We start from the raw sequence: 26279 nt of genomic DNA, 5'->3' as shown, positions 1-26279 counted from the left end.
ATCGTGAGGGGCTAATTTTAACGATGCTATGGAGCTGGCATGTTATTCAAAATCTTACGTCTGGTTTTCCGCCTGTTATGGCGTGTCGAGCTGCGTGGTGATGTCGCTGAACTGCATAGAGACAAGGTGCTCATCACGCCCAACCACATGTCGTTTCTGGACGGTATGCTGTTGGCGCTGTTCTTACCCATCAAACCGGTTTTCGCTGTCTATTCGACGATCAGCGAAAAATGGTTCATGCGGGTGATCAAACCGTTTATCGACTTCGTGCCGCTGGATCCCACCAAGCCGATGTCGATCAAACATCTGGTTCAGGTAGTCAACAGCGGTCGTCCGGTAGTGATCTTCCCGGAAGGTCGCATTACCGTTACCGGATCGCTGATGAAGATCTACAGCGGTGCCGGTTTTGTGGCGGCGAAATCGGGCGCGAGCGTGGTGCCGATGCGTATCGACGGTGCAGAATTTTCGCCGTTTGGTCGCCTGGCGGGCGTATTCAAACGCCGCCTTTTCCCGCGTATTACCTTGAGCATTTTGCCTGGGACACGTATTCCCATGCCCGACGCAAAACGGGCACGCGAGCGCCGCATTTTAGCCGGCGAACATCTGCATCATGTCATGATGGAAGCCCGCATGGCGGTACGCCCGCGTGAAACGCTGTTTGATGCGTTTCTCAATGCGCGTATCCGCTACGGCGCGTTCAAACGCTGCATTGAAGATGTCAATTTCACACCCGACAGCTACACCGGTTTGCTGAAAAAAACGCTGGGCGTGGGACGCATCCTTGAGCGTTATAGCCAGCCAAAAGAGGTTGTTGGCCTGCTGCTGCCCAATGCCACCGTAACGGCTGCGGCGATTCTCGGTGCCTCCATGCGTGGCCGCGTTCCGGCGATGCTGAACTACACTGCGGGCGTCAACGGCATGCGCGCTGCACTAACGGCTTCGCAGGTGAAAACGGTGTTTACGTCTCGCCAGTTCCTCGACAAAGGGGACTTGTGGCATCTGCCGCAAGGCTTGAGCGACGTGCAGTGGATCTATCTGGAAGACTTGAAAGAGACGGTAACGCTCAAGGACAAGCTCTGGATCCTTGCGCATCTGCTGATGCCGCGCCGGGCGCAGGTTAAGCAGCAGCCTGAAGACGCCGCGATGGTGCTGTTTACCTCGGGATCGGAAGGCAATCCCAAAGGTGTGGTGCATTCGCATAAAAGCCTGCTGGCCAACGTTGAGCAGATTCGCACCGTGGCAGATTTTACCCCGCGTGACCGCTTCATGTCGGCGCTGCCGCTGTTTCACGCCTTTGGCTTAACGGTTGGCCTGTTTACGCCGCTGATGACCGGCGCGCAGGTATTCCTTTATCCCAGCCCGCTGCATTACCGCATCGTGCCGGAACTGGTGTACGACCGAAACTGCACCGTGTTGTTTGGCACGTCAACCTTCCTTGGCAACTATGCGCGCTTCGCGGCCCCGTACGATTTTGCTCGCTTGCGCTATGTGGTGGCTGGGGCGGAAAAATTGCAGGAAAACACCCGTCAGGTCTACATGGAAAAATATGGCATACGCATCCTTGAAGGTTACGGCGTGACTGAATGCGCGCCAGTGGTGGCGATTAACGTGCCGATGGCGGCGAAGGCGCATACCGTAGGCCGCATTCTGCCGGGCATGGATTCGCGTTTGATGTCGGTGCCGGGCATTGAGAAGGGCGGGCGATTGCAACTGCGTGGGCCGAATATCATGAAAGGCTATTTGCGCGTTGAGAACCCTGGCGTGCTGGAACTGCCGGTGGCGGATAATGGCGAAGGGCAAATGGAAGCGGGTTGGTACGATACCGGCGATATCGTCAGCTTTGATGAAGGCGGTTTTTGCCAGATCCAGGGTCGCGCCAAGCGCTTTGCTAAAATCGCAGGAGAAATGGTTTCGCTGGAGATCGTTGAGCAGATCGCGCTGAAAGCTTCACCGGATAAGCAGCATGCGGCTTCGCTGCGCCCGGATGGAAATCGTGGTGAAGCCTTGGTGCTGTTTACCACCGATAACGAACTGGCACGCGATCGCCTGCAAAAAGCCGCGCGTGAGATGGGTGCGCCGGAGTTGGCGCTGCCGCGTGATATTCGCGTGGTGAAACAGCTGCCGCTGCTGGGTAGCGGCAAGCCCGATTACGTCACCCTGAAGAAAATGGCGGAAGAGGAGCAGGCATGAGTGCGCGACCTGAACGCGATGCGCCGCTGATGTCGCGCAGCATGTTGGCGGTGATTGTCGCACAGTTTTTCTCCGCATTTGGCGATAACGCGCTGCTGTTTGTCACGCTGGCGGTGCTTAAAAACCAGTTTTATCCCGACTGGAGTCAGCCGATTTTGCAGATGCTGTTTGTCGCGACTTACATCCTGCTGGCACCGTTTGTGGGGCAAATGGCAGACAGTTTTGCCAAAGGTCGGGTCATGATGTTTGCCAACAGCCTGAAGCTGCTGGGCGCGCTGGTGATCTGCTTCGGCTTGAGTCCTTTCATTGGCTATACGCTGGTGGGTATTGGCGCAGCGGCTTATTCTCCAGCGAAATACGGCATTTTGGGGGAAATTACCCAAGGCGAAAAACTGGTGAAGGCCAACGGCCTGATGGAAGGATCGACCATCGCAGCGATTCTGCTGGGTTCGGTGGCAGGCGGCATTCTGGCTGACTGGAATTTGCTGGTGGCGCTGGCGGTTTGTGCGCTGACGTATGGCATTGCGGTAGTGGCGAACCTGTTTATTCCCAAGCTGCAGGCAGCACGACCCGGCCAAAGCTGGCATTTCGCGGCAATGTTACGCAGCTTTATCGCGGCGTGCCGCGTGCTGTGGCGTGACGCAGAAACCCGCTTCTCCTTACTGGGAACGAGTCTGTTTTGGGGCGCGGGTGTGACGTTGCGCTTTCTGCTGGTGTTGTGGGTACCGGTAGCGCTCGGCATCACTGATAACAAAACGCCAACTACGCTGAATGCCATGGTGGCGATTGGCATTGTATTGGGTGCGGCGGCTGCGGCGAAGCTGGTGACGCTGGAAACGGTCCGCCGCTGTATGCCTGCAGGCGTGCTGATTGGTGTGATGGTGGTGATCTTCTCAATGCAGCATTCGTTGCTGAATGCCTATTTATTGCTGATGGTCATTGGCGCGCTGGGTGGCTTTTTTGTCGTTCCTTTGAATGCGTTGTTGCAAGCGCGTGGCAAGCAAAGCGTGGGATCGGGCAATGCCATTGCGGTGCAGAACCTTGGCGAAAACACCGCGATGCTGTTGATGCTAGGACTTTACACGCTGGCGATCAAAGCAGGCGCACCGGCAGTAGCAACCGGGATTGGCTTCGGTATGCTGTTTGCGCTGGCAATTGCCGTGCTTTGGGTATGGCGTCCGAGTAAAGGTTAGATTGTGCTGGCGCTGCCACCTGCGAGTATTGAAGCTGCTATATGTTAGTGATGAGGCTGCATGTGGCAGCGTCTCCTTCCTCCGCTTCGCGGGGGAAGGCCGGGATGGGGGACAGCGCGCAGAGGAGGTAGGAGACAGCGCACGCTTAACCAACGTGCGCAGAGGACAAAATCAACGGCGAACCGCGATCGCCTCAATCTCAATCTTCACGTCTTTCGGCAAACGCGCCACTTCAACACATGAACGGGCTGGGAAACTGGCGTCATGCTCGGTGAAAAACGCTTCATACGTGGCGTTCACGGTAGCAAAGTCGTTCAGGTCTTTGACGAAAACGGTGGTTTTCACGATATCGCCCACTTTCAAACCTGCCGCTTCAACAATCGCCTTCACATTTTCCAGTGACTGGCGCGCCTGGGCTGAGACATCGTCTGCAACAGTGCCGGTTGCCGGATCAACGGGAATCTGGCCCGAAGTGATAATCATGCTGCCAAGATCAACGCCCTGAACATAAGGACCGATTGCTGCCGGGGCTTTTTCCGTACTGATTTCGCGAGACATTATTGCTCCTGGGTTGTGTGCAATAGCGGCATCACAGCGCCGCCGACGGTTCCATTATAGGGAGGAGAAAACGGATTACCAGTGACCCAACACCACATGACGAGCGAACTCTTTCTCGCAATATTTGCACTTCAAATGCACATCATCGGCACGACTTTTCACCGCAAAGCTGGAGAACACCGGCTCGCTGCGGCTAATGCAGTTGCTGTTCGGGCAAGTCAGCACACGGTCGATGCGGTCCGGCAAGGTGGGCGCAATCTTTGCGACCACTTCATATTCGTCGATACGGTTGACCGTCGCATGTGGCGCGTAAACTGCCAGCTGGTTGATCTGGTCATCAGTGAGAAAAGTGTTTTCAATCTTGATCAAATCTTTGCGGCCCATTTCACCTGACGGCAAATTCAAGCCGATAGTGATGCGCTGATCGGTCTCGGTCAGGCGAAACAGCGACAGCAGCTTAAAGCCAACCTGAGCGGGAATGTGGTCGATTACTGTGCCGCGTTTGATCGCTTCGACCTGCAATTTATTGTCGTGAGTCATGCTGTTTGCTCCTTACAGGGCGAGTTCGCTGTTAAGTACCAACGCCAGCAGAGCCTGACGCGCGTAAATGCCATTGCCGGCCTGCTGGAAATACCAGGCGTAAGGCGTTTTATCCACATCGGTAGTAATTTCATCGATGCGCGGCAGCGGATGCAGCACCTTCATATTGTCACGCGCATCGGCTAAATCGGCGGCGCGAAGAATGAACTGGGCTTTCACGTTGGCATATTCGGACGGATCAAGACGCTCTTTCTGCACGCGCGTCATATAAAGAATATCCAGCTCTGGCATCACCTCTTCAAAACTGTCGTGACGCGACCATTTAATGTTCTGCTCATCCAGCATGTCAGTGATGTAAGCCGGCATCGCCAACGCATCGGGTGCAATGAAGAAGAAGCGGTTGCCATCAAATTTGGCCAGCGCCTGCGTCAGTGAATGCACGGTGCGGCCATATTTCAGGTCGCCGACCATGGCGACATTGAGGTTGTCGAGGCGACTTTGCGTTTCGCGAATGGTAAACAGATCCAGCAGGGTTTGTGTCGGGTGCTGATTCGCGCCATCACCGGCGTTAAGCACAGGAATACCGCCGGAAAACTCCGTTGCCAGACGCGCTGCGCCTTCTTGTGGATGACGCATCACAATCGCATCAACGTAGGTGCTGATCACTGAAATAGTATCCGCCAGCGTTTCACCTTTTTTGCCCAGCGACGTATTGCTGCCGTCAGAAAAGCCGACAACCGAGGCGCCTAAACGATGCATGGCGGATTCGAACGACAAACGGGTTCGCGTCGATGCCTCAAAAAAGCAGCTGGCGATCACGTTGTGTTTTAATAACTCCGGCTGCGGGTTGGCTTTGAGCTGCGCGGCGGTATGCAGCACCAACTCCAGCTCGTCGCGGCTGAGATCGTTAATTGAAATAATGTGCTTGCGATATAGCGGGTTAGCCATAGCTCTCTCCTCTGCGCTGCCGGATTTCAGACAAAAAAAAGCCCCTGATTAAGGGGCTTTTTTAAGATCGGGTCGATGACGGAAAGAAACAGATGCGCCGCCTGCATTCAGGCGAGATTGGGCGTCAAATTTTTCGTTGCGCTGTTGCATGTTTCCTCCGGCAAATTGTGGCGCATTATACGCATTCAGTAATTTGCTTCAAGGGTAAATCGCACACAACGAAAACGTTTGCTCCGGCTTATTTATCGCTGGCCGAGCGTCGCCACCATCACCGCCTTAATGGTATGCATACGGTTTTCCGCCTGATCAAAGACCACGCTGTGCGCGGATTCGAACACCTCATCACTGACTTCCATACCCTTGTGCAAACCATATTGTTCCGCCATCTGGCGTCCCAGGGTGGTTTGATCATCATGGAAGGCGGGCAGACAATGCAAAAATTTCACCGCTGGGTTGCCGGTCAGCGCCAGCATCTCGCTGTTAACCTGATAACCCCGCAGCAAGGCGATACGCTCTTCCCACACCGCTTTAGGTTCGCCCATCGATACCCAAACGTCGGTATAGATAAAGTCCGCACCTTGTACGCCTTCAGCAATGTTTTCGGTCAGCGTGATTTTGCCACCGGTTTGCTGTGCCGCCTGGCGACAATGTGCCACCAGCTCTTCTTCCGGCCAGCAGCCTTTTGGCGCCACTAAACGCAGATCTAACCCTACCAACGCGGCGGCTTCCAGCATGGTATTCCCCATGTTGTTACGCGCATCACCAACGTAGACCAACGTCATTTCGCTGAGTTTTTTAGTCGGCAGCTGTTCCTGCATGGTCAGTAGATCGGCGAGTAACTGCGTAGGATGAAACTCTGTGGTTAAGCCATTCCACACCGGCACACCGGCATATTCAGCCAGAGTTTCAACCAACGCCTGGCCATAGCCGCGATATTGTATGCCGTCATACATGCGGCCTAAAACGCGTGCGGTATCTTTCATCGATTCTTTATGGCCAATCTGGCTACCGCTTGGGCCGAGATAGGTGACGTTAGCGCCTTGATCGTAAGCGGCAACTTCGAAAGAGCATCGGGTACGGGTCGAGTCTTTTTCGAAGATGAGCGCAATGTTTTTGCCTTTCAGATACTGCTTTTCAGCCGCACTTTTTTTTGTGCTTTTTAATTCAGCTGAAAGGGTAAGCAGATAATCGATTTCGGCAGGGGAAAAATCCAGTAATCTCAGGAAATGGCGTTGATAAAGCTGACTCATGCAGCGCTCCATGTAACCAATACAAATGAATTAAAATTCAATCTAACCGTATGAATATGCATTTTCAACCCCGACGTGAATAAACTTTTCGTTTTGTGTAGTGGCGCGCCGGGCAGTGTGGGAAAATACTTGATTATTGCCAAACTCAGAGAGGACATCGCCATGGCATATGAAGCATTGTTGGAAGAGCAGCGTGAAGAGACGCGCCTGATCATTGAAGAGCTGCTGGAGGATGGCAGCGATCCCGACGCGCTCTATACCATTGAGCATCATCTCTCATGCAACAACTTTGACTCACTTGAAAAAGCCGCTGTAGATGCGTTCAAGCTGGGCTATGAAGTGACCGAGCCGGAAGAGCTGGAGCTGGAAGATGGCACCACGGTGATGTGCGTGGATATCATCAGCGAAGCGGCGTTAAAGCCTGAGCTGATTGATGCACAGGTCGAGCAACTGGTGAATCTGATTGGTAAATACAACGTCGATTATGACGGTTGGGGCACCTATTTCGAAGATCCAGACGCGGAAGATGAAGACGACGAAATCCTGGATGACGAAGAAGATGACGGTATTCGTCACTAATTTCTAGCGGGCGGAGCATGCTCCGCCTCCTTTTTTTAACCCACGTTTTAATCTAATGAACTACGCACCGTTACTCGAACCCATCTATCAATTCCTTCATTGCCGCACGCCGCAAGCCTGGATAGACGAAGCGCGCAAGCCGGAAAACCTTACACTGTTACTGACCGATCATCTGGTTTGCGAGCTCAAGGCGGCACAAACCGCGGTGTGGTTGATCCGTAAATACGTCGCCGACAAACCCAGCGGCGAGGCTATTCGTGCCTGGTTGAAGCCGTATGAAGATTTTATCTTTCGCGAAGATGGCGACAGCGATTTCATTAACGCGCATAAAAACCTGACCAAAAGCATTATTGTTCGCAATGAATTACCGTGGGCGGATGATTTGGTTGAGAAGATGGTGCTGCTGATTAAAGAAGAGCTGCATCACTTTTATCAGGTTTGGGAAATTATGCAGTCGCGCGGGTTGGTTTATCAGAAAATCACCTCAAGCCGTTATGCCAAATCACTGCTGCGCGAAGTCACCACGCACGAGCCGGATACGCTGATCGACAAGCTGATTTGTGGTGCCTATATTGAAGCGCGCTCCTGCGAACGGTTCGCCAGTTTAGCGCCCTATCTGGATAGCGAACTGGAGGCCTTTTATATTTCGCTGTTGCGTTCAGAAGCGCGTCATTATCAAGATTATTTGACGCTGGCCGCGCAGATTTCACCCAAGGATATTGCGCCAAGGGTGCAGATGATTGGTGAAACTGAAGGGCGGTTAATTAGCGAGCCGGATAACGAACTGCGTTTTCATAGCGGTCTGCCCGCGTTTTGACGGTTTTTTTCCCTCATCCGCAAGCGGATGAGGGACAGGATTACAGCACTTTCAACATCCGCACTTCACAATCGACATGGCCGGTGCAGCCCATGGCGCGATCAATTAATTCAAAACCCAGCGACTCATAGAGTTTGATCGCCCGCGTCAGGCTGGCGGTGGTTTCAAGATAGCAGCGACGAAAACCGCGCTGGCGCGCATGTTCCATGGCACAGATTGCCAGTTCACGCGCCAGGCCTAAGCCGCGCACATCGGGCATGAAATACATCTTTTGCAACTCACAGATATCTGGCGCGCTACAGGCCAGCGCGGCGATGCCGCCGCCGCCCATCACTTTGCCTTGATACTCGACGATCCAATAAGCGCTGTGTTCGGCGCTGTAAACCTCAGAGAGTCGATCAAGGTCAGGATCGGAAACGGTATAGCCTTTGTCGGCAGTCAGGCCGAACTCCGCAGAAACAACTCGAATAACCTGCGCGATATGCGGATTGTCGGCGGCAGTGATTGGACGCACCTGAAGGTCACGTCGCGTTGCGGTGGTAGTCATCATCTCTTCCGAATCTATTGCGAAATAAATAAAAAAAGCCGGGCTTAGCCCGGCTTGATAATTAAGCAGTCAGACTAAGACGCTTACAATGCCGCAATCACGGCCTGCTGTTCAATCAGTTTTGTTTTTGATTGTTCCAGATCAGCCACACGCTCGCGTTCTTTCACTACCACCGCTTCCGGGGCGCGTGAAACAAAGCCTTCGTTAGCCAGTTTGGCCTGGATCTTATCGATTTCGACATCCAGCTTAACCAGCTCTTTCGCCAGACGCTCAAGCTCAGCTGTTTTATCAACCAGATCGGCCATTGGGATCAGCAGTTCAGCACCTTCAACGATCTTGGTGACGGAAACGGGACCTTTCTCGCCCGCAGGCAGCACGGTCAAACTTGCCAGACGCGCCAGGCGTGACAGGAAGTTGCGGTTATCTTCAACGCGACGCAGCGCAGCAGGCGAGGCGTTACGCAGCAACACATCCAGCGGTTTGCTTGGCGCAATGTTCATTTCTGCACGAATATTACGTACCGCGACAATCGCCTGTTTCATCCAGTCGATGTCCGCTTTCGCTTCAGCATCTTCTTTCGCCGCGTCGTAGTGCGGGAAAGGCTGCAACATGATGGTGTCGTCGATGATGTTTTTCAGCACTTTCACACGCTGCCAGATGGTTTCGGTGATGAACGGAATAATCGGATGTGCCAGGCGCAGTAACGCTTCCAGAACGTGCAGCAGCGTGTGACGCGTGCCGCGCAGCTCAGATTCGCTACCGCTGGTCATCACCGGCTTAGTCAGCTCCAGATACCAGTCGCAGAACTGGTTCCAGGTGAAATCGTAAAGCAGGTTAGCCGCGATGTCGAAACGGTAGCTGTCCAGCGCTTCACGGTAGGCTTTCACCGTGCTGTTGAACTCGGTCAGGATCCAGCGATCCGCCAGCGACAGCGTCATTTCGCCGCCGTTTTGGCCGCAATCTTGATCTTCAGTGTTCATCAAGACAAAGCGGCTGGCGTTCCACAGCTTGTTACAGAAGTTGCGGTAGCCTTCCAGGCGCTTCATGTCCCAGTTAATGTCTCGACCGGTTGAAGCCAGAGCTGCCAGGGTGAAGCGCAGCGCATCGGTACCTGACGGCTCAATGCCGTTCGGGAACTGTTTCTCGGTGCGTTTACGGATCTTCTCAGCCAGCTGCGGCTGCATCATGTTGCCGGTGCGTTTTTCCAGCAGCGACTCCAGTGAAATGCCGTCAACCATATCCAGCGGGTCAATCACGTTGCCCTTGGATTTCGACATCTTCTGGCCTTCTTCGTCACGAATCAAACCGGTCATGTAGACGGTTTTGAACGGAACCTGCGGCTTGCCGTCTTCATCTTTGATGAAGTGCATGGTCAGCATGATCATGCGGGCAATCCAGAAGAAAATGATGTCGAAGCCGCTGACCAGCACGCTGGTCGGATGGAAGGTACGCAGCGCTTCGGTGTTTTCCGGCCAGCCCAGCGTAGAGAATGTCCACAGGCCGGAGGAGAACCAGGTATCAAGCACGTCATCATCCTGACGCAGCGCCACATCGGCGGCCAGGTTGTTTTCGCTGCGCACTTCGTCTTCGGTGCGGCCAACATAGACGTTGCCGTCGTTGTCGTACCATGCCGGAATGCGATGACCCCACCACAACTGACGTGAAATACACCAATCCTGAATATCGCGCATCCAGGAGAAGTACATGTTTTCGTACTGCTTCGGCACAAACTCAATGTCGCCATTTTCAACCGCTTCTACGGCGACTTTCGCCAGCGGGGCAGTACGCACGTACCATTGGTCGGTCAACATTGGTTCGATGACCACGCCGCCACGGTCGCCGTAAGGAACGGTCAGATCGTGGGGTTTGATCTCTTCCAGCAGGCCACGTTCATCAACAGCCGCGACAATCGCTTTACGTGCAGCAAAACGCTCCATTTTCTGGAACTCTGCTGGGATATCATCGGCACAGGCATCGCTGACTTCGCCGTTGGTATCGAACACTTCCGCGCGCTCGCGGATATCGCCATCGAACGTCAGAATGTTGATCATCGGCAGCTTGTGGCGACGACCAACTTCATAGTCATTAAAGTCATGCGCTGGCGTGATTTTCACGCAGCCGGTGCCTTTTTCCATGTCGGCGTGTTCGTCGCCAACGATTGGGATCAGGCGGTTTACCAGCGGCAGCAGAATAAACTTGCCGATCAAATCTTTATAACGCGGATCTTCTGGATTGACCGCCACGCCCGTATCGCCCAACAGGGTTTCTGGACGTGTGGTGGCTACCACCAGATAATCTTTGCCATCTGCGGTTTTCGCGCCATCAGCCAGCGGATAGCGGATGTGCCACATCGAGCCTTTGCTCTCGCGGTTTTCCACTTCCAGATCGGAAATAGCGGTGCGTAATTTCGGATCCCAGTTAACCAGGCGCTTGCCACGGTAAATCAGGTTCTCTTTATAGAGACGTACGAACACTTCTTTCACCGCATTGGACAAACCATCATCCATGGTGAAACGTTCACGCTCCCAATCCACTGAGTTGCCCAGACGGCGCATCTGACGGGTAATGGTGCCGCCCGATTCTGCCTTCCACTGCCAGATTTTTTCGATGAACGCATCACGTCCGTAATCCTGACGTGTTTTGCCCTCTTCAGCGGCAATTTTGCGCTCAACCACCATCTGCGTGGCGATGCCCGCGTGGTCAGTACCGGCTTGCCACAAGGTATTTTTACCCTGCATGCGCTGGTAGCGAATCATGGTATCCATGATGGTTTGTTGGAAAGCGTGACCCATGTGCAAGCTACCGGTGACGTTCGGCGGCGGGATCATGATGCAAAAGCTTTCCTGGCTGGTATCGCCATTCGGTTTAAAGTAGCCCTGCTTTTCCCAATGCTCGTAAAGCGGCTGCTCGATATCTTGCGGGTTATATGTCTTTTCCATGTTCTGCTATGTCGTTTGCGGCTGTGGCGGCGTTGCCGTATTCAATTGGAAACCAACGCTGCGATACGCTTTGTAGCGATCACGCGCCAGCTGTTTGAGAGATTCTTCGTAAGGGACGAAGTCTACCACTTCATGGAAAGCAGTGGCAAAATCTGCGAACTGTGGCAGCAGGCTTATGAGCAGATCGCGAGGCGAACTGCCGCGACGCTGCGGCCAGGCCAGCTCAACCGGCGCGCCGTAGCGCGGGCCTTCGCCGGCAAGATTATGCGGCACGAAGGCGTTTGCCGGTCGTTGCCACAGCGCTTCGTCGAGACGAATGGCTTGCTGCTCATCTTCACAGGCGATCAGCACCCGTTTGCCCGCCCGCCAGCGCGTTTCAGCCAGATCGCACACCAGCGCTTCAATGGCGCTCAGGCCGTCGCTCGGTGCATCGGTTTCCATCACGTAGAAGGTTGCGTTTTTCATCGGCATGCTCGTCAGAAGATAAAAAGGGCGGAATCTCCGCCCTTGCTTTCAATGTAGAAGAAGCTGTTAATCGTCGCCGTTCAGTCCCGCGCGATTCAACAGGAACTGCGACAGCATCGGCACTGGACGTCCGGTTGCGCCTTTGGCTTTGCCTGAACGCCAGGCGGTGCCCGCGATATCGAGGTGCGCCCAGTTATATTTGCGCGCAAAGCGAGCCAGGAAGCAAGCGGCGGTGATCGCACCACCGGGACGTCCACCGATATTCGCCATATCAGCGAAATTGGACTCCAGCTGCTCTTGATACTCATCCGCCATCGGCAAACGCCACGCGCGATCGCCGGACTGCTCAGAAGCACCAATCAATTCATGCGCCAGCGGATTATGGTTAGACAGCAAACCGCTGACGTGATGACCCAGCGCAACCACGCAAGCCCCGGTAAGCGTCGCGACATCAATCACCACTTCCGGTTCGAAACGTTCAACGTAGGTCAGCGCATCACACAGCACCAGGCGGCCTTCTGCATCGGTGTTTAACACCTCGACGGTTTGGCCAGACATGGTGGTTAGCACGTCGCCTGGGCGCATTGAACGGCCATCCGGCATATTTTCACAGCCCGCCAGCACACCCACTACGTTCAGCGGCAGATTAAGTTCCGCTACCATGCGCATCACACCATACACTGACGCTGCGCCGCACATGTCGTACTTCATCTCATCCATGCTGTCGGCCGGTTTGATCGAGATGCCGCCGGAGTCGAACGTTAACCCTTTGCCCACCAGCACGATAGGGCGCGCTTCGGGATCGGGATTACCTTTGTATTCAATCACCGACATCAATGATTCGTTCTGCGAACCGGCACCTACCGCCAAATAGGCGTGCATGCCAAGCTCTTTCATCTGCTGCTCGCCAATCACGCGGGTGGTAACATTTTTGCTGAAGGCATCCGCTAACTGACGCGCCTGCGACGCCAGATACGCGGCGTTACAAATATTTGGCGGCATATTGCCCAGATCTTTAGCCGCTTTAACGCCTGCAGAGACGGCTAATCCATGCTGAATCGCACGTTCGCCGCTGGTGAGTTCACGGCGTGTTGGCACGTTAAACACCAGTTTACGTAGCGGACGGCGCGGTTCAGCTTTGTTGCTTTTCAGCTGATCGAAGTTGTACAGCGCCTCTTTGGAGGTTTCCACCGCCTGACGAACTTTCCAGTACGTGTTACGTCCTTTGACATGCAGTTCTGTCAGGAAGCAGACCGCTTCCATCGAGCCGGTGTCATTCAGCGTATTGATGGTTTTTTGGATAACCTGCTTGTACTGACGCTCGTCCAGCTCACGTTCTTTGCCACAACCAATCAGCAAAATACGTTCGGACAGGATGTTCGGCACATGATGGAGCAGTAGCGTCTGGCCCACTTTTCCTTCCAGCTCGCCGCGACGCAGCAGGGCGCTGATGTAGCCATCGCTGATTTTATCCAGCTGTTCGGCTATCGGTGACAGACGGCGCGGTTCGAAAACGCCAACGACAATGCAAGCACTGCGCTGTTTTTCCGGGCTTCCGCTTTTTACACTGAACTCCATGCACTCTCCTGAATCTTAAAGACAACGGCCGTCGCTGTCGCTAGAATGTAGCGCGCTCGTGACCCATTTATTCATCGTGGCGGCATGACATTTAGCCACTGGAGGTCATAATGAATCAGGGTGACAAGATGTTGTTTTTTCACCACCCAAACGCGATTGTCATACAATTTTAGCTGCGATAACGGCCATTGATGAAGAAAAATGGCTGATAAGCGTTGAAACTAGCGATTTTCCTGCAAAAAGACAAGTTTTCACAGGCGTACTAAGCGTGATCATCATTAGATATCTGGTTCGTGAAACGCTCAAAAGCCAGCTGGCTATCCTCTTCATCCTGCTATTAATCTTCTTTTGTCAGAAGTTAGTCAGGATTTTAGGAGCCGCGGTGGATGGCGAAATCCCGACAAACCTTGTTCTGACACTGTTAGGCCTCGGTGTGCCTGAAATGGCACAACTTATTCTGCCCTTGAGTCTGTTTCTGGCGATTTTGATGACCCTTGGGCGGCTCTATACGGAAAGTGAAATTACCGTCATGCACGCCTGCGGCCTGAGCAAAGCTGTTTTGGTCAAGGCTGCAATGGTGCTGATGCTGTTCACGTCGATTGTGGCGGCGATAAATGTCGCCTGGCTGGGACCGTGGTCATCACGTTATCAGGATGAAGTGACGCAAAACGCCAAAGCTAACCCTGGCGCAGCGGCGCTGGCGGCAGGTCAATTCCAGACCTCCAGCGATGGCAATGCGGTGTTGTTCATTGAAAACGTGAAAGGCAACCAGTTCGGCAACGTGTTCCTTGCGCAGCTGCGGCCGAAAGGTAACGCACGTCCCTCTGTGGTGCTGGCAGACAGCGGCCACATGGAACAGCGTAATGACGGCTCGCAGGTAGTCACGCTGGATAAAGGCACGCGCTTTGAAGGCACGGCAATGCTGCGTGATTTCCGCATCACCGACTTCAATAATTATCAGGCGTTTGTCGGCTATAAAGAAGCCACGCTCGATCCCAACGATGCTGAGCAGTCCGATTTTGTCGGCTTGTTCCACAATGACACGCCAGAGTTTCGCTCTGAGCTGCATTGGCGCATCACGCTGGTGTTCTCGGTCCTGATCATGGCGTTGATGGTGGTGCCGCTCAGCGTGGTGAACCCACGTCAGGGGCGCGTACTGTCAATGTTACCGGCCATGCTGCTTTACCTGATTTTCTTCCTGTTACAGAGTTCGTTGAAATCGAGTGGTGCCAAAGGCCGCCTCGATCCAGCTCTCTGGATGTGGGTGGTGAATCTGAGTTATCTGCTGCTGGCGGTGCTGCTTAACTTGTGGGATACGGTGCCGATGCGTCGCGTACGCGCCCGCTTTACTCGCGGAGGGTCGGTCTGATGTTTCGCGTTCTTGACCGTTATATCGGTAAAACCATCTTTAACACCATCATGTTGACGCTGTTCATGTTGGTGTCGCTCTCCGGCATCATCAAGTTTGTTGATCAGCTGCGTAAAACCGGGCAGGGCGCCTATACCGCCCTGGACGCGGGTTACTACACGATTCTCAGCGTGCCAAAAGATATCGAGATCTTCTTCCCGATGGCGGCATTGCTGGGCGCGCTGCTGGGCTTGGGTGCTTTAGCCCAGCGTAGCGAGCTGGTGGTCATGCAGGCGGCGGGTTTTACCCGTACGCAAGTCGCGCTGTCAGTAATGAAAACTGCTATTCCGCTGGTGCTGCTGACAATGGCAATTGGTGAGTTTGTTGCGCCGCAAGGCGAGCAAATGGCACGTAATTACCGTGCGCAGCAGCTGTACGGCGGCGCGCTGCTTTCCACGCAAAATGGCTTGTGGGCGAAGGATGGCAATAGCTTCATCTATATTGAGCGCATCAAAGGCAACAATGAAATTGATGGTGTGAGCATTTACAACTTCAACGATCAGCGTCGTTTGCTTAGCGTGCGTTACGCCGCCAGCGCGACCTGGGATATGAATAAAAAACGTTGGATGCTGTCGCAGGTTGATGAATCTGACTTAAACGATCCCAAGCAAATTACCGGTTCGCAGAGCCTGGGTGGCGAATGGAAAACCAACCTGACGCCGGACAAACTCGGTGTGGTGGCGCTGGATCCCGATGCGCTATCCATTAGCGGCCTCTACAATTACAGCAAGTATTTGAAGCAGAGCGGTCAGGAATCTGGACGATATCAGCTCAATATGTGGAGCAAGATTTTCCAGCCGCTTTCGGTAGCCGTAATGATGTTGATGGCGCTGTCATTTATCTTTGGTCCGCTACGTAGCGTATCAATGGGCGTACGCGTCGTTACCGGCATCAGCTTCGGCTTTCTGTTCTATGTATTGGATCAGATTTTTGGCCCACTCAGCCTGGTTTATGGATTACCGCCCGTCATGGGGGCGATTCTGCCAAGCTTCGCCTTCTTTGCGATCAGTATGTTCATGTTGATTAAACGGCGCTAAGCCGGGCGATAACAGAAGAGAAATGGCCGATTTATCGGCCATTTTTTTTGCTTTAAAGCGGGGCACAACGGCCCCATAAGCGGATTTAGGGAGGAAAAAGCATAAACAAGGTGGGCAATTGTGAAAGCAGATACAAGATCAAACCGATCGTACCGCCAACCAGCGTGCCGTTAATACGAATAAACTGCAGGTCTTTACCAATGTTCAGCTCAATCTGTTGCGACATCTCACGCGCGTCCCAACTTTTCACCGTATCGCTGATGTGGTGAGTCAGGAAGGTGGAAAACTCAGGCGCCACGCTGCGTGCGGCATCTTCAAGATGTTGATTCATGGAGCGGCGTAACGCTTCATCAGCGGCCAGCGTTTCACCCAGCCATAAAGCCGCCAGGCGTACCCTTTCCTGAACGCGAGAATCGTCGCTGCTGAGATCGGCTTTCAGCCACGAACGCAGATCGTTCCACAATTCGCCGATATAGCGATTCAGCGACGCATCTTCTTTCAGCCAGCTTTTAATCACTTCGGCACGTTCGGCCATCTCAGGATCGTTTTTCAGCTTCTCAATCAGGCGATCCACGGCACGATTAAAACCCAGGCGCAGCTCATGTCCCTGATCCAGCGCAACCTCATCAAGCAGCGTATCAACCGCGTTGGCGACCAACTCCGCGCTGTGCTCGCCAAGCCATTCTGTGGGCAACATTTTGGCTTTTATCGGATGTTCCCGCTTCAGCCAGCGCACAATTTGTAGCGCGATGAATTCGCGGGTGCTGGGCTTGTGCAGCAATCGCAACAGCTGTTCCACTGCGGCGTCCAGCAGTTCCTGATGGCGATTATTCTTGGTCAGGCTCTCAAGCATCAGCGCGCTGGTTTGGCTGAGATCGACTTTATCAATGGCGCGATGCACCGCTCGGCGTAGAAAGTTTTGAATTCGCGTATCGTCAGTGAGATCAAGGAAGCCGCGCATCACCTGCAGCAAGTGACGCCCAACGCGATCGGCATTACCGGGCGCATTGAGCCAGTCCGCCAACATGCGTGACGGATCGTGGCGACGGATCAGATTAAGCAGCGAGTCTGTGTCGAGGAACTTCTCCTGCACGAAGCGACCAAGATTATCGCCGATACGATCTTTGTTACGCGGAATGATGGCCGTGTGGCGTGAGATAAATGGCACCGGCACGCGACGAAACAGCGCAACGACGGCGAACCAGTCCGCCAGCGCCCCGACCATCGCCGCTTCGGCTATCGCTTTTACACCGCTAACCCAAAAGTTGGGCGGCAGAAAAAGGGTGACAATAAAAGTGGCAGCAGCCAGTAGCAGCAGCAGTAACGCCAGACGCTTGGTCCGTTTCAGTTCGTATTCTTTATCCATATTATGATCTTAGCAGAGGTGCAACGTTAACGTCGGCGTCCGCCCAGCAGGCTCCCTAATACGCCGCGAATGATTTGATGAGTGATTTGACGCGTGGCGCTTTTCGCCATGGTTTGTACTACGCCATCTTTTTTTCCGCCGCGCGGGCCGGTGCTACCAAACAGAATATCCTTCAGGCCGCCCAGAATGCCGCCATCCACCGCCACGCTGTTGCCTTTGGCTTCTGGCGCATTGGCGCTTTCACTGGCTGCTTGCACACCGTGTTGCAGACGTTCAAAAGCCGATTCGCGATCGACTTCGGTGTCATATTTGCCCGCCAGCGGCGAATGGTTGATCAGGCCGTTACGTTCATCAGCATTGACCGGGCCCATGCGCGAGCCGGGGGCAATCACCATTGCACGTTCAACCACCGATGGGCTGCCTTTCTCATCTAAAAATGAGATCAGCGCTTCGCCGGTGCCGAGCGCCTGTATCGCCTCGACAGTATTAAAGTTTGGATTGGCGCGCAGCGTTTCCGCTGCGATTTTTACCGCTTTCTGATCTTTGGGGGTGAAAGCGCGCAGGGCGTGCTGGACGCGATTACCTAACTGGCCCAGCACGCTGTCGGGAATGTCAGCAGGATTTTGTGTGACAAACCACACGCCAACGCCTTTAGAGCGAATCAGGCGAATCACTTGCTGAATTTTTTCCAGCAGAACCGGCGGTGCATCACTGAAAAGCAGATGCGCTTCATCGAAGAAAAAGACCAGTTTGGGTTTATCGAGATCGCCCGCCTCCGGCAGATGTTCATATAACTCTGACAACATCCACAGCAGGCTGGTGGCGTAGAGTTTCGGCATTTGATAGAGCTTCTCGGCGGAAAGGATATTGATATAGCCTTTGCCGTCGCTGTCGACACGCATCCAGTCGGCGATCTCCAGCATCGGCTCACCGAAGAAGTGTTCCGCGCCTTGCTCTTCCAGCGCCAGCAGGCCGCGCTGAATGGCACCCACCGATGCGCTGTTAATGTTGCCATATTGCGTCTGGAAAGATTTGGCGTTATCGCCGATGTATTGCGTCATGGCGCGAAGATCTTTGAAATCCAGCAGCAGCAGGCCTTGATCGTCGGCGATCCGGAAGACGATTTGCAACACACCACTTTGCACTTCATTAAGATTCAGCAAACGTGCCAGCATTAATGGGCCAAGGTCAGAAACCGTGGCGCGCACTGGATGGCCTTTCTCGCCAAAAATATCCCACACCATCACCGGATTACGCTGCGGCTGCCAGTCGCTGACGCCGATTTTCGCCAGTCGCTGCTGCAATTTTTCACTGCTTTGGCCTTCCGCCGCGACGCCGGTTAAATCGCCTTTCACATCAGCCATAAAGACCGGCACGCCGATAGTGGAAAAAGATTCTGCCAGCTTTTGCAGCGTGACCGTTTTACCGGTGCCGGTTGCGCCGGTAATTAAACCGTGGCGGTTGGCCATCTGCGGTAAAAGATGGAGTTGGACGTCGGACGTTTGGGCAATCAGCAGCGGGGAAGTCATCATTTTCCACTCTCAGGCGATAGGATATGCCTGAAGAATAGCAAGCGGGGCGCGGCAGAGCGGAGAAGATTTACCCGAAAAACGGACGCGTCCCGCCAGGCGCGAACTCGGCGGGACGTAAAACCTTACTTTTGGACCTCCTCAAAGTTGAGCAGCGAGACGCCAATGCCCTGACGCACGTGGCTGAGGTTGTTACGCACCGCGACCTGCGTCGCACCTTGTAACATCACCACATAAGGTGAATCTTGCTGAACGCGGGTCTGTAAATCAGCGTATTGCGCGCGGCGCTTCGCGACATCACTTTCGCCTGCCGCCGTGCGGGTTTCTGCGCTGAGATCGGGAATCTCCCAACCTACGCGCCATGCCAGCGTTTTGCCGCCGTTGGGAACGTTATAGGCGAAGGCGCTTGCGTTAGTGTTTGGGTCGATATAGTCCGCACCCCAGTAAACAAAGATCGATTCAAAGTCGCGACCGCGCATTTTGCTCCATAACTCTGACTCTGCCACCGGCTGAATATCCAGATTGACGTCCGCCTTGGCAAAGCTGGCTTGCAGAGCCTGCGCGACGTCAATATAAGGCGGCTGATTTACCACGGTTAACGCAATATGGCTGCCGGGCTTGATGCCACCTTTTTGCAGAATCGCTTTGGCTTTATCTACATCGTAATGGAAAGGCGTGCTGTTCAGTGCACCGTCAAAGCCATCAGGCAAAAAGCTCTGATGAATACGGTATTGGCCCTTGAGCAGCTGATTGGCGACGCTGTCGTAATCGACTAACCAGCGGGCGGCTTGCCACAGCGCGGGGTTCGCCAGGGCGGGTTGCTGGGCGCTTTTGGTGTTAAAGCCGAGGTAATAAACCAGGCTAGACGGGAAGGCATCAATACGTATACCCGCGTCGGTTTTTAACGCGGCGATTTGATCTGGCCCGAGCTGGTAAGCCACATCAACATCGCCCTGTTGAATCAGAAGACGCCGCGAACCGGGATCGGCCACGCCTTTTAGCAGCACGCGTTTCAGATGCGGTTTTGGACTCGCATTGGCATTGGCGTCCAGCAGCAGCGCCTGCAGCGGAATAAACTGCTTGATAGCATAAGCGCCACTGCCCGCAGAATGCACTTTGAGCCAGCCATTGCCGAAATCATCATTGCTGGCGTGTTGCAGCGCCAGCTTACTGTCAACAATCGACGCCACGGGCGCCGTTAACAACCGCAGCGCCAGATCGTTGCCGATTTGCGCCGGCCAGCGCAGTTCAAGTTGATGATCGTTGATCACGGTAAATTGCTGGTCGATGTTCTCTGGCGTCCAACCAAACTCGCCGAGGATAAAAGAGGGTGCTTTGTTTAGCTTCACCGCACGCGTTAACGAGAACACGACATCCTGTGCCGTTAACGGATTACCGCTGGCAAAACGTGCCTGCGGATTAAGATCAAATATCAGGCTGTGCGGCGTTTTCCCGGCTTGCCATTTTAGGGCGGCGAGCGGCGATAACTGCTGCGCATCCTGATGATTCGGTTCCAGCAGTGTTTGATAAATGTTACGCAGGCTGCTGTTGCTGACGGTCTCAAAACTTTCGGCGGGATCAAAACTGATAATGCCATCCAGCGGCACGGCGACGACCAGGGTGTCTGTGGGTGTTGCCGCCTGAGCGGTGGTAGCTAGCGTCATGGTGGCCAGCAACGCGAGTAGCGATTTACGCATGAGGTTTATCCTGAGTAATTGATAAACCTACTCTATCCGGCAATGAGAAATGTCAAAATGCCGCTTTGTTCTGAGCTTTGCATAAATATTGCGTCAGGCTTTCAGGCAGATGAACAATTTGAAACAGAACGACGCCGGTAAATAGCGTTGCGTATTTTTTATCCGCCCGGAAAATAACCGGCCTATTCTGATTTGCTGCTTATTACGGCTATATCTGTTTGCAACCGGGTAAAAGTAAATATAATGTTGCCAATGAGAATAATTCTCTTGTATGGAAGTATGATTTATTTTTATCGATTATTTTACGTGATGATGACATTACGGAAATAATAGTGGTTAATGATTCAGCATATTGTTTCAATTACCCGATGATTGTGCGGTTTTAGCCTAAATTTCCGCCCTCAAATTTTGTTACCTGCCTGCAACCTCTCAGCAACACGATGATAAATTTTCACTAAAACACATTTCAAATTCAATTTTTACATTTAGACATATCTATATCCCTAAGATTGCCAGGTTATTAACCGATATGTTTCGTTATTCACATAATAATTACTTCTACTTCACCTTGTTTAAGTTATACGCGTGTAGGCTGCGCTCGTGTTCTCCCATCACTTACTTAAGTAAGTCTTTGGCGAATTAATGAGCGTGCCGCCATGCGATAGCTTGAATAATGTTTAGTAGAGAGCAAATGAGAGTCGTGCGGCTATGCTTCTTCAAAAACCCACCACCAGGCGTAAATTTTTACTGGGCTCATTATTGGCATTGCCATTAAGTGAGCTGGTATTTAAAGGAATAACTGCAGCGCAAGCTGCGGAATTGGCAGCACCGGAATTAGCTGACTATAAACCGATATTTTTTAGTGCAGAAGAGTGGCAATTTATTCTTGCGGCGACCGATCGTTTGATTCCGGCTGGCGGCAACGGTAAAGCACCAGGCGCACTGGAAACCAACGTGCCGATCTTTATCGATCAGCAACTGCACAGCGAAGAGTTTGGTAGCGAAATCTACATGCAAGGCCCGTTCAATATCAACGCGCCGGCCACCATGGGGTATCAGATCCCATTCCGTCCACAGCAGCTGTACAAGACCAGCATTAAGTTGGTTGAACAGTGGACGCAGAGCACTTATCAAAAATCCTTCCATGCGCTTACTGAGCAAGAGAAAGATGACGTGCTGACAAAAATCAGCAAAAACGGTATCGACTTTGCCGCATTGGGTGAAGAGAACCTGAAAGCGTCGCAGTTCTTTAGCCAGCTGCTTTCCGATACCAAGCACGGTTACCTCGCGGACCCTATGTACGGCGGCAACAAAGGCATGAAAGCCTGGATTGCTATCGGCTTCCCGGGCGCGCGTGCCAGCTTCACCGAATGGGTGAAACAGCACAACGTTCCGTATCCGCTAGGCCCAGTGAGTATTAAAGGTGAGCGCGCCTAAGCGTGCATCCCGCATCAGGTATTTGAAACAGGATTATCATGGCACAGGTTACTAAAAAAGAAGTCGACGTCATTGTCTGCGGCCTCGGCTGGGCTGGCTCGTTGATGAGTATTGAGCTGGCGCTGGCTGGGCTTGAAGTGCGCGCGCTGGAGCGCGGTGGCGATCGCGATTACGACGAATTCGCTTACCCAAAACCGGCAGATGAATATGCATACGCGGTGCGTAATAAAGTGTTTGCGACCCCGGCAGAAGTCGCGGTAACGGTTCGCTACAACACCAGCCAGACCGCATTGCCGACCCGTAAATGGGGCGCGTTTGCACCGGGCACCGGTGTGGGTGGCGCAGGTATGCACTGGACGGCCGTTTTGATCCGTCCAACCCCAACTGATATCAAACTGAAAACCTACGTGGATGAGGCGTACAAGCCAGGCATCCTGCAGGAAGATATGCGCGTGATGGATTTCCCGTTCACCTGGGATGAGATCGAGCCTTATTACTACAAATTTGAGCTGATTTGCGGCCAGTCTGGCAACACCGGCAACCTGCGCGGCCAAATCCTTGAAGGCGGTGATCCGTTTGAAGGCCCGCGTTCAGAACCTTATCCGCTGCCTGCGTTGGATGACACGCTTAACAACGTGATGTTCAAAGAAGCGGCGACCAAACTGGGTTATCACCCGTTCCCGAACCCGTCTGCATGCGTATCGCGGGCGTGGAAAAACCCGTACGGCAACCAGATTGCACCGTGTAACTACTGCGGTTATTGCAGTAAATATCCGTGCCTGAACTACTCCAAAGCCTCACCGCAAACTGCTGTGATGGATTCACTGAAGCGCATGCCAAACTTCTCTTATGAAGTGCACGCCGAAGTGATCAAAGTGGTGCTGAACGATGACAAGAAAACCGCGAAAGGCGTGATCTACATTGATGCGCAGGGCAACGAATGCTTCCAGCCTGCCAAAATCGTGGTACTGAGCAGCTTCCAGCTTTACAACGTGCGTTTGATGCTGCTGTCCGGTATCGGCAAGCCGTACAACCCAATCACTGAAGAGGGTGTGGTAGGACGTAACTACGCGTTCCTGTCGAACGGCGGTGCGACGTTGTTCTTCAAAGACAAAAACTTCAACCCGTATGCGACCGCAGGCGCAACCGGCCAGATGTTTAATGATATCTCGCCAGGCAACTTTGATGGTCCTGCACTTGGCTTCCTTGGCGGCGCGAAGATCCACAGTTCGCAAGCAACCGGTACGCCAATCAGCACCGCGCTGCCTAAAGGCACGCCAACCTGGGGCATGGGCTACAAGCAAGGCCTGGAAGAGTGGTACGGCCATTCCATGAAGATCAGTATCACCACGACGTGCCAGTCGTACCGTGACATCTATCTGGATTTGGATCCGAACTACAACGATCATCACGGCTTGCCGCTGCTGCGCATGACCTTCAACTGGAAAGAGAACGAGTTGAAGTTGCAGCAACACCTGAAAGGTATCGTGGGTAACATCACGAAAGAGCTGAATCCAGACAGTTCCAGCATGAGCTTCCTGCCAATGGGCGCTGACTTTGACCTGACCAAATACGTTTCCACCCACAACGTGGGCGGCGCGGTAATGGGCGACAACCCGAAAACTTCAGCACTGAACAAGTACTTGCAGAGCTGGGACGTGCATAACGTCTTTGTACCGGGCGGTAACGCTTTCCCGCAGAACTTCCAGGCTAACCCGACCGATACCATCGGCGCGATTACCTTGATGGCGGCACAAGCAATCAAAGATCACTATTTGAAAAATCCCGGCCCACTGGTACAGGCGTAAGCGTATGAACAAGCTGAATTTAAAATCATTCTTATTCGCCAACGCCTTGCTGCTTGCCAGCGGATTTGCGGTGCAGGCGCACGCAGAAGATGACGCTCAACTGATCAAGCAGGGCGAGTATTTATCTCGTCTTGGCGATTGCATGGCGTGCCACTCGGTTTCGGGTAAGCCCGATTACGCGGGGGGTTTGGCGATTGAGTCGAATCTTGGCACCATCTTCTCCACTAACATCACGCCAGACAAAGAGCACGGTATCGGTAATTACACCGAGCAGCAGTTCTCTGACGCGGTACGTAAAGGCGTTCTGCCGGACGGCTCACGCCTTTATCCGGCGATGCCTTACCCGGACTACGCCAAGATCAGCGACACCGATATGCACGCGCTGTACGTTTACTTCATGAAGGGTGTGAAGCCGAGTGCTGAACAGCCTTCTGAAACAAAGCTGAGCTTCCCGTTCAGCCAGCGTTGGGGCATGCGTTTCTGGAACTGGGCGTTCACCACGGACAAACCGTTCCAGCCAATTGGCGGCGCATCTGAAGAGATCAACCGCGGTGCTTATATCGTAGAAAGTCTCGGCCATTGCGGCAGCTGTCATACGCCACGTGGTTTAGGCATGAACGAGAAATCGCTCGACAGCGGGGATGATCAATTCCTGGCGGGTGGCAGCCTGAATAACTGGGATGTGCCTTCGCTGCGTGGTATGCCGCGTTGGAGTGAGCAGGAGATTGTTGAATACCTGCAAACTGGACGTAATGACAAAGCTGCGGTGGGCGGTGAGATGAAGTCTGTTATTGAACACAGCAGCTCACACATGACTGATGCCGATCTGAAAGCGATTGCGGCTTACCTGAAGTTCATTGGGGGTAATCCAGCGTTGCAGGCGAGTAATGTGCAGGCACAGCAGGCGACTGAAGCCAAACTGACGGCAGCGAAAAACCTGAGCGAAGGCGAACGTCTTTATCTCGACAACTGTGGCGCATGTCATTTTGTCACCGGTAAAGGTGCGCCGGGGATCTTCCCAGAATTGGATCAGGCAACCATCGTGAATGCGAAAGATCCAACCGGTTTGATCCACACCATTCTGGTGGGTGCTCAGCAACCGTCAACCGAGAAAGCGCCGTCGACGCTGGCGATGCCGGGCTTTGGGAGTCGCCTGAGTGATGAAGAAGTGGCGCAGCTCGCCACCTTCGTTCGCCAGGGTTGGAGCAACCAGGCGCCAGCGGTGAGCAAAGATCAGGTAGCGGAAGTACGTAAGTCACTTCAACACTAATCTGCTTCGATCGGTTCCTTCCTCCATTTATGGGGGAAGGTTAGGATGGGGGACAGCGGGCAGGATATTCCTCTGCGCAATGCCCCCCACCTTAATCCTCCCCCATAAATGGGGGAGGAGACTGATCGAGTGAGTTGTTGATGAGAGTGAAAAGGCTGCTCGAGTGAGTTGAAGACCGATCGAATCTCAATGAAACGCGTGTACCAATTCCAGCACGCCGTTGATGACAAACTGCACGCCCATACCGTTATGGCAGAAGGTTAATTACTCTCCGATCGGTCCCTTCCCCCATTTATGGGGGGAAGGTTAGGATGGGGGACAGCGGGCAGGATATTCCTCTGCGCAATGCCCCCCACCTTAATCCTCCCCCACACGTGGGGGAGGAGACTGATCGAGTGAGTGGTTGATGAGAGTGAAAAGGCTGCTCGAGTGAGTTGAAGACCGATCGAATCTCAATGAAACGCGTGAACCACTTCCAGCACGCCGTTGATGACAAACTGCACGCCCATACAGACCAGCAAAAAGCCCATCAAGCGCGAAATGGCTTCAATGCCACTTTTGCCGACCAGCTTCATAATGCCGCCTGAACAGCGCAGCGAAATCCAGAGAATCAGACTCACCAAAAAAAAGATAATAACCGGCGCCACAGTGATGACCCAGTCAGGGAAATCTTCGCCACTTCTTACTGTAGAGGCTGAACTGATGATCATCGCAATGGTGCCAGGCCCGGCGGTACTCGGCATGGCTAACGGCACAAAAGCGATATTCACCGTTTCTTTCTTTTCTAGCTCATCCAGCTTTTGTTCAGCTTCAACCGATTGTCCTGCCGCTTTAGTCGGAAACAGCATGCGAAAACCGATAAACGCGACAATCAATCCACCCGCAATACGCAAGCCTGGAATCGAGATGCCAAAGGTGTGCAGCACCGCGTTACCGGCGTACCACGCCACCATCATGATGGCAAAAACGTAAACTGAAGCCTGAAAGGCCTGATGATTACGCTCGCTGAAACTCATGTCGCCAGCTAATCCTAAGAACAGCGCCACGGTAGTGAGCGGGTTGGCGAGCGGTAGGATCACCACTAATCCTAATCCGATAGCTTTTAAGAGTTCCAGCATGCCGT

General features: G+C 53.5%; 21 protein-coding genes. 9 read left to right on the top strand and 12 right to left on the bottom strand.

The genetic code is table 11. From position 1 onward, the window contains the following. Positions 1-39 precede the first annotated feature (39 nt). On the top strand, positions 40-2190 hold the full coding sequence (aas, locus tag MUG06_RS11645) for a bifunctional acyl-ACP--phospholipid O-acyltransferase/long-chain-fatty-acid--ACP ligase (RefSeq protein ID WP_243078694.1): 2151 nt from the start codon (positions 40-42) through the stop codon (positions 2188-2190). After that, the gene (gene lplT / locus MUG06_RS11640; protein WP_243078693.1) at positions 2187-3383 is read left to right on the top strand and encodes a lysophospholipid transporter LplT; all 1197 of its coding nucleotides are present in this window, start codon (positions 2187-2189) and stop codon (positions 3381-3383) included. Before aas ends, lplT begins: the two co-directional genes overlap by 4 nt. 171 nt (positions 3384-3554) lie before the next feature. Here the strand turns inward: lplT and ridA are convergent, their stop codons facing one another. From ridA to argF, 4 genes are all read right to left on the bottom strand, one after another. After that, complete coding sequence (gene ridA, locus MUG06_RS11635) at positions 3555-3941, bottom strand: 2-iminobutanoate/2-iminopropanoate deaminase (protein WP_215847773.1); 387 nt, start codon at positions 3939-3941, stop codon at positions 3555-3557. Positions 3942-4016: 75 nt separating this feature from the next. Beyond that, positions 4017-4481, bottom strand: a complete 465-nt coding sequence (gene pyrI / locus MUG06_RS11630; RefSeq protein ID WP_215847772.1) for an aspartate carbamoyltransferase regulatory subunit — start codon at positions 4479-4481, stop codon at positions 4017-4019. A gap of 12 nt (positions 4482-4493) precedes the next feature. Next, a complete protein-coding gene (gene pyrB, locus MUG06_RS11625) occupies positions 4494-5429 on the bottom strand; it encodes an aspartate carbamoyltransferase (RefSeq protein WP_215847771.1) in 936 nt (311 codons plus the stop codon). A 242-nt stretch (positions 5430-5671) separates the two neighbouring features. Then, positions 5672-6679 (bottom strand): ornithine carbamoyltransferase, encoded by a 1008-nt coding sequence (gene argF / locus MUG06_RS11620; RefSeq protein WP_243078692.1) that lies wholly within the window; start codon positions 6677-6679, stop codon positions 5672-5674. 162 nt (positions 6680-6841) lie between these two features. Between argF and rraB the strand changes: the two genes are divergently transcribed. Then, on the top strand, positions 6842-7258 hold the full coding sequence (gene rraB / locus MUG06_RS11615; protein WP_215847770.1) for a ribonuclease E inhibitor RraB: 417 nt from the start codon (positions 6842-6844) through the stop codon (positions 7256-7258). Between the two features lie 55 nt (positions 7259-7313). Next, positions 7314-8075, top strand: coding sequence for a tRNA isopentenyl-2-thiomethyl-A-37 hydroxylase MiaE (gene miaE / locus MUG06_RS11610; RefSeq protein WP_243078691.1), 762 nt, complete (start codon positions 7314-7316; stop codon positions 8073-8075). A 40-nt stretch (positions 8076-8115) separates the two neighbouring features. Here miaE and MUG06_RS11605 read toward each other — a convergent pair whose 3' ends face one another. The 4 genes from MUG06_RS11605 to pepA form a co-directional block, all read right to left on the bottom strand. Beyond that, positions 8116-8622, bottom strand: a complete 507-nt coding sequence (locus MUG06_RS11605; protein ID WP_215848346.1) for a GNAT family N-acetyltransferase — start codon at positions 8620-8622, stop codon at positions 8116-8118. Positions 8623-8705: 83 nt separating this feature from the next. Beyond that, a complete protein-coding gene (locus MUG06_RS11600; RefSeq protein WP_243078690.1) occupies positions 8706-11561 on the bottom strand; it encodes a valine--tRNA ligase in 2856 nt (951 codons plus the stop codon). A gap of 6 nt (positions 11562-11567) precedes the next feature. Continuing rightward, a complete protein-coding gene (locus MUG06_RS11595; protein WP_215847767.1) occupies positions 11568-12026 on the bottom strand; it encodes a DNA polymerase III subunit chi in 459 nt (152 codons plus the stop codon). 66 nt (positions 12027-12092) lie between these two features. Further along, positions 12093-13604, bottom strand: coding sequence for a leucyl aminopeptidase (gene pepA / locus MUG06_RS11590; RefSeq protein ID WP_243078689.1), 1512 nt, complete (start codon positions 13602-13604; stop codon positions 12093-12095). 268 nt (positions 13605-13872) lie between these two features. Here pepA and lptF point away from each other — a divergent pair, with 268 nt between their 5' ends. Together lptF and lptG are read left to right on the top strand one after the other, a co-directional pair. Further along, positions 13873-14973, top strand: a complete 1101-nt coding sequence (gene lptF / locus MUG06_RS11585; protein ID WP_243078688.1) for an LPS export ABC transporter permease LptF — start codon at positions 13873-13875, stop codon at positions 14971-14973. Then, a complete protein-coding gene (lptG, locus tag MUG06_RS11580; RefSeq protein WP_243078687.1) occupies positions 14973-16049 on the top strand; it encodes an LPS export ABC transporter permease LptG in 1077 nt (358 codons plus the stop codon). The genes lptF and lptG overlap by 1 nt, the downstream gene beginning before the upstream one ends. Before the next feature lie 85 nt (positions 16050-16134). On the opposite strand, the gene MUG06_RS11575 is transcribed toward lptG, so the two are convergent. The 3 genes from MUG06_RS11575 to MUG06_RS11565 all read right to left on the bottom strand — a co-directional run bounded on the left by MUG06_RS11575 (position 16135) and on the right by MUG06_RS11565 (position 20641). After that, the gene (locus MUG06_RS11575) at positions 16135-17415 is read right to left on the bottom strand and encodes a DUF445 domain-containing protein (protein ID WP_243078686.1); all 1281 of its coding nucleotides are present in this window, start codon (positions 17413-17415) and stop codon (positions 16135-16137) included. Between the two features lie 26 nt (positions 17416-17441). After that, complete coding sequence (locus MUG06_RS11570) at positions 17442-18944, bottom strand: helicase HerA-like C-terminal domain-containing protein (RefSeq protein WP_243078821.1); 1503 nt, start codon at positions 18942-18944, stop codon at positions 17442-17444. A 125-nt stretch (positions 18945-19069) separates the two neighbouring features. Next, positions 19070-20641 (bottom strand): ABC transporter substrate-binding protein, encoded by a 1572-nt coding sequence (locus MUG06_RS11565; RefSeq protein ID WP_243078685.1) that lies wholly within the window; start codon positions 20639-20641, stop codon positions 19070-19072. A gap of 708 nt (positions 20642-21349) precedes the next feature. Between MUG06_RS11565 and MUG06_RS11560 the strand changes: the two genes are divergently transcribed. Genes MUG06_RS11560 through MUG06_RS11550 form a run of 3 tightly spaced genes read left to right on the top strand, consistent with a single transcriptional unit; the run spans position 21350 to position 25156 of the window. After that, the gene (locus MUG06_RS11560; protein WP_243078684.1) at positions 21350-22078 is read left to right on the top strand and encodes a gluconate 2-dehydrogenase subunit 3 family protein; all 729 of its coding nucleotides are present in this window, start codon (positions 21350-21352) and stop codon (positions 22076-22078) included. A gap of 38 nt (positions 22079-22116) precedes the next feature. Then, positions 22117-23886 (top strand): GMC family oxidoreductase, encoded by a 1770-nt coding sequence (locus tag MUG06_RS11555; protein ID WP_215847761.1) that lies wholly within the window; start codon positions 22117-22119, stop codon positions 23884-23886. A 4-nt stretch (positions 23887-23890) separates the two neighbouring features. Beyond that, positions 23891-25156, top strand: a complete 1266-nt coding sequence (locus MUG06_RS11550; protein WP_243078683.1) for a cytochrome c — start codon at positions 23891-23893, stop codon at positions 25154-25156. 452 nt (positions 25157-25608) lie between these two features. Here MUG06_RS11550 and MUG06_RS11545 read toward each other — a convergent pair whose 3' ends face one another. Further along, the gene (locus MUG06_RS11545) at positions 25609-26274 is read right to left on the bottom strand and encodes a MarC family NAAT transporter (RefSeq protein WP_243078682.1); all 666 of its coding nucleotides are present in this window, start codon (positions 26272-26274) and stop codon (positions 25609-25611) included. Positions 26275-26279 lie beyond the last annotated feature (5 nt).

The organism is Pantoea sp. MQR6, from assembly GCF_022761075.1.
Classification (GTDB): domain Bacteria; phylum Pseudomonadota; class Gammaproteobacteria; order Enterobacterales; family Enterobacteriaceae; genus Pantoea; species Pantoea phytostimulans.
The sequence above is the reverse complement of the archived record's forward strand: the minus strand, read 5'-3'. Positions and strand labels throughout refer to the sequence as shown.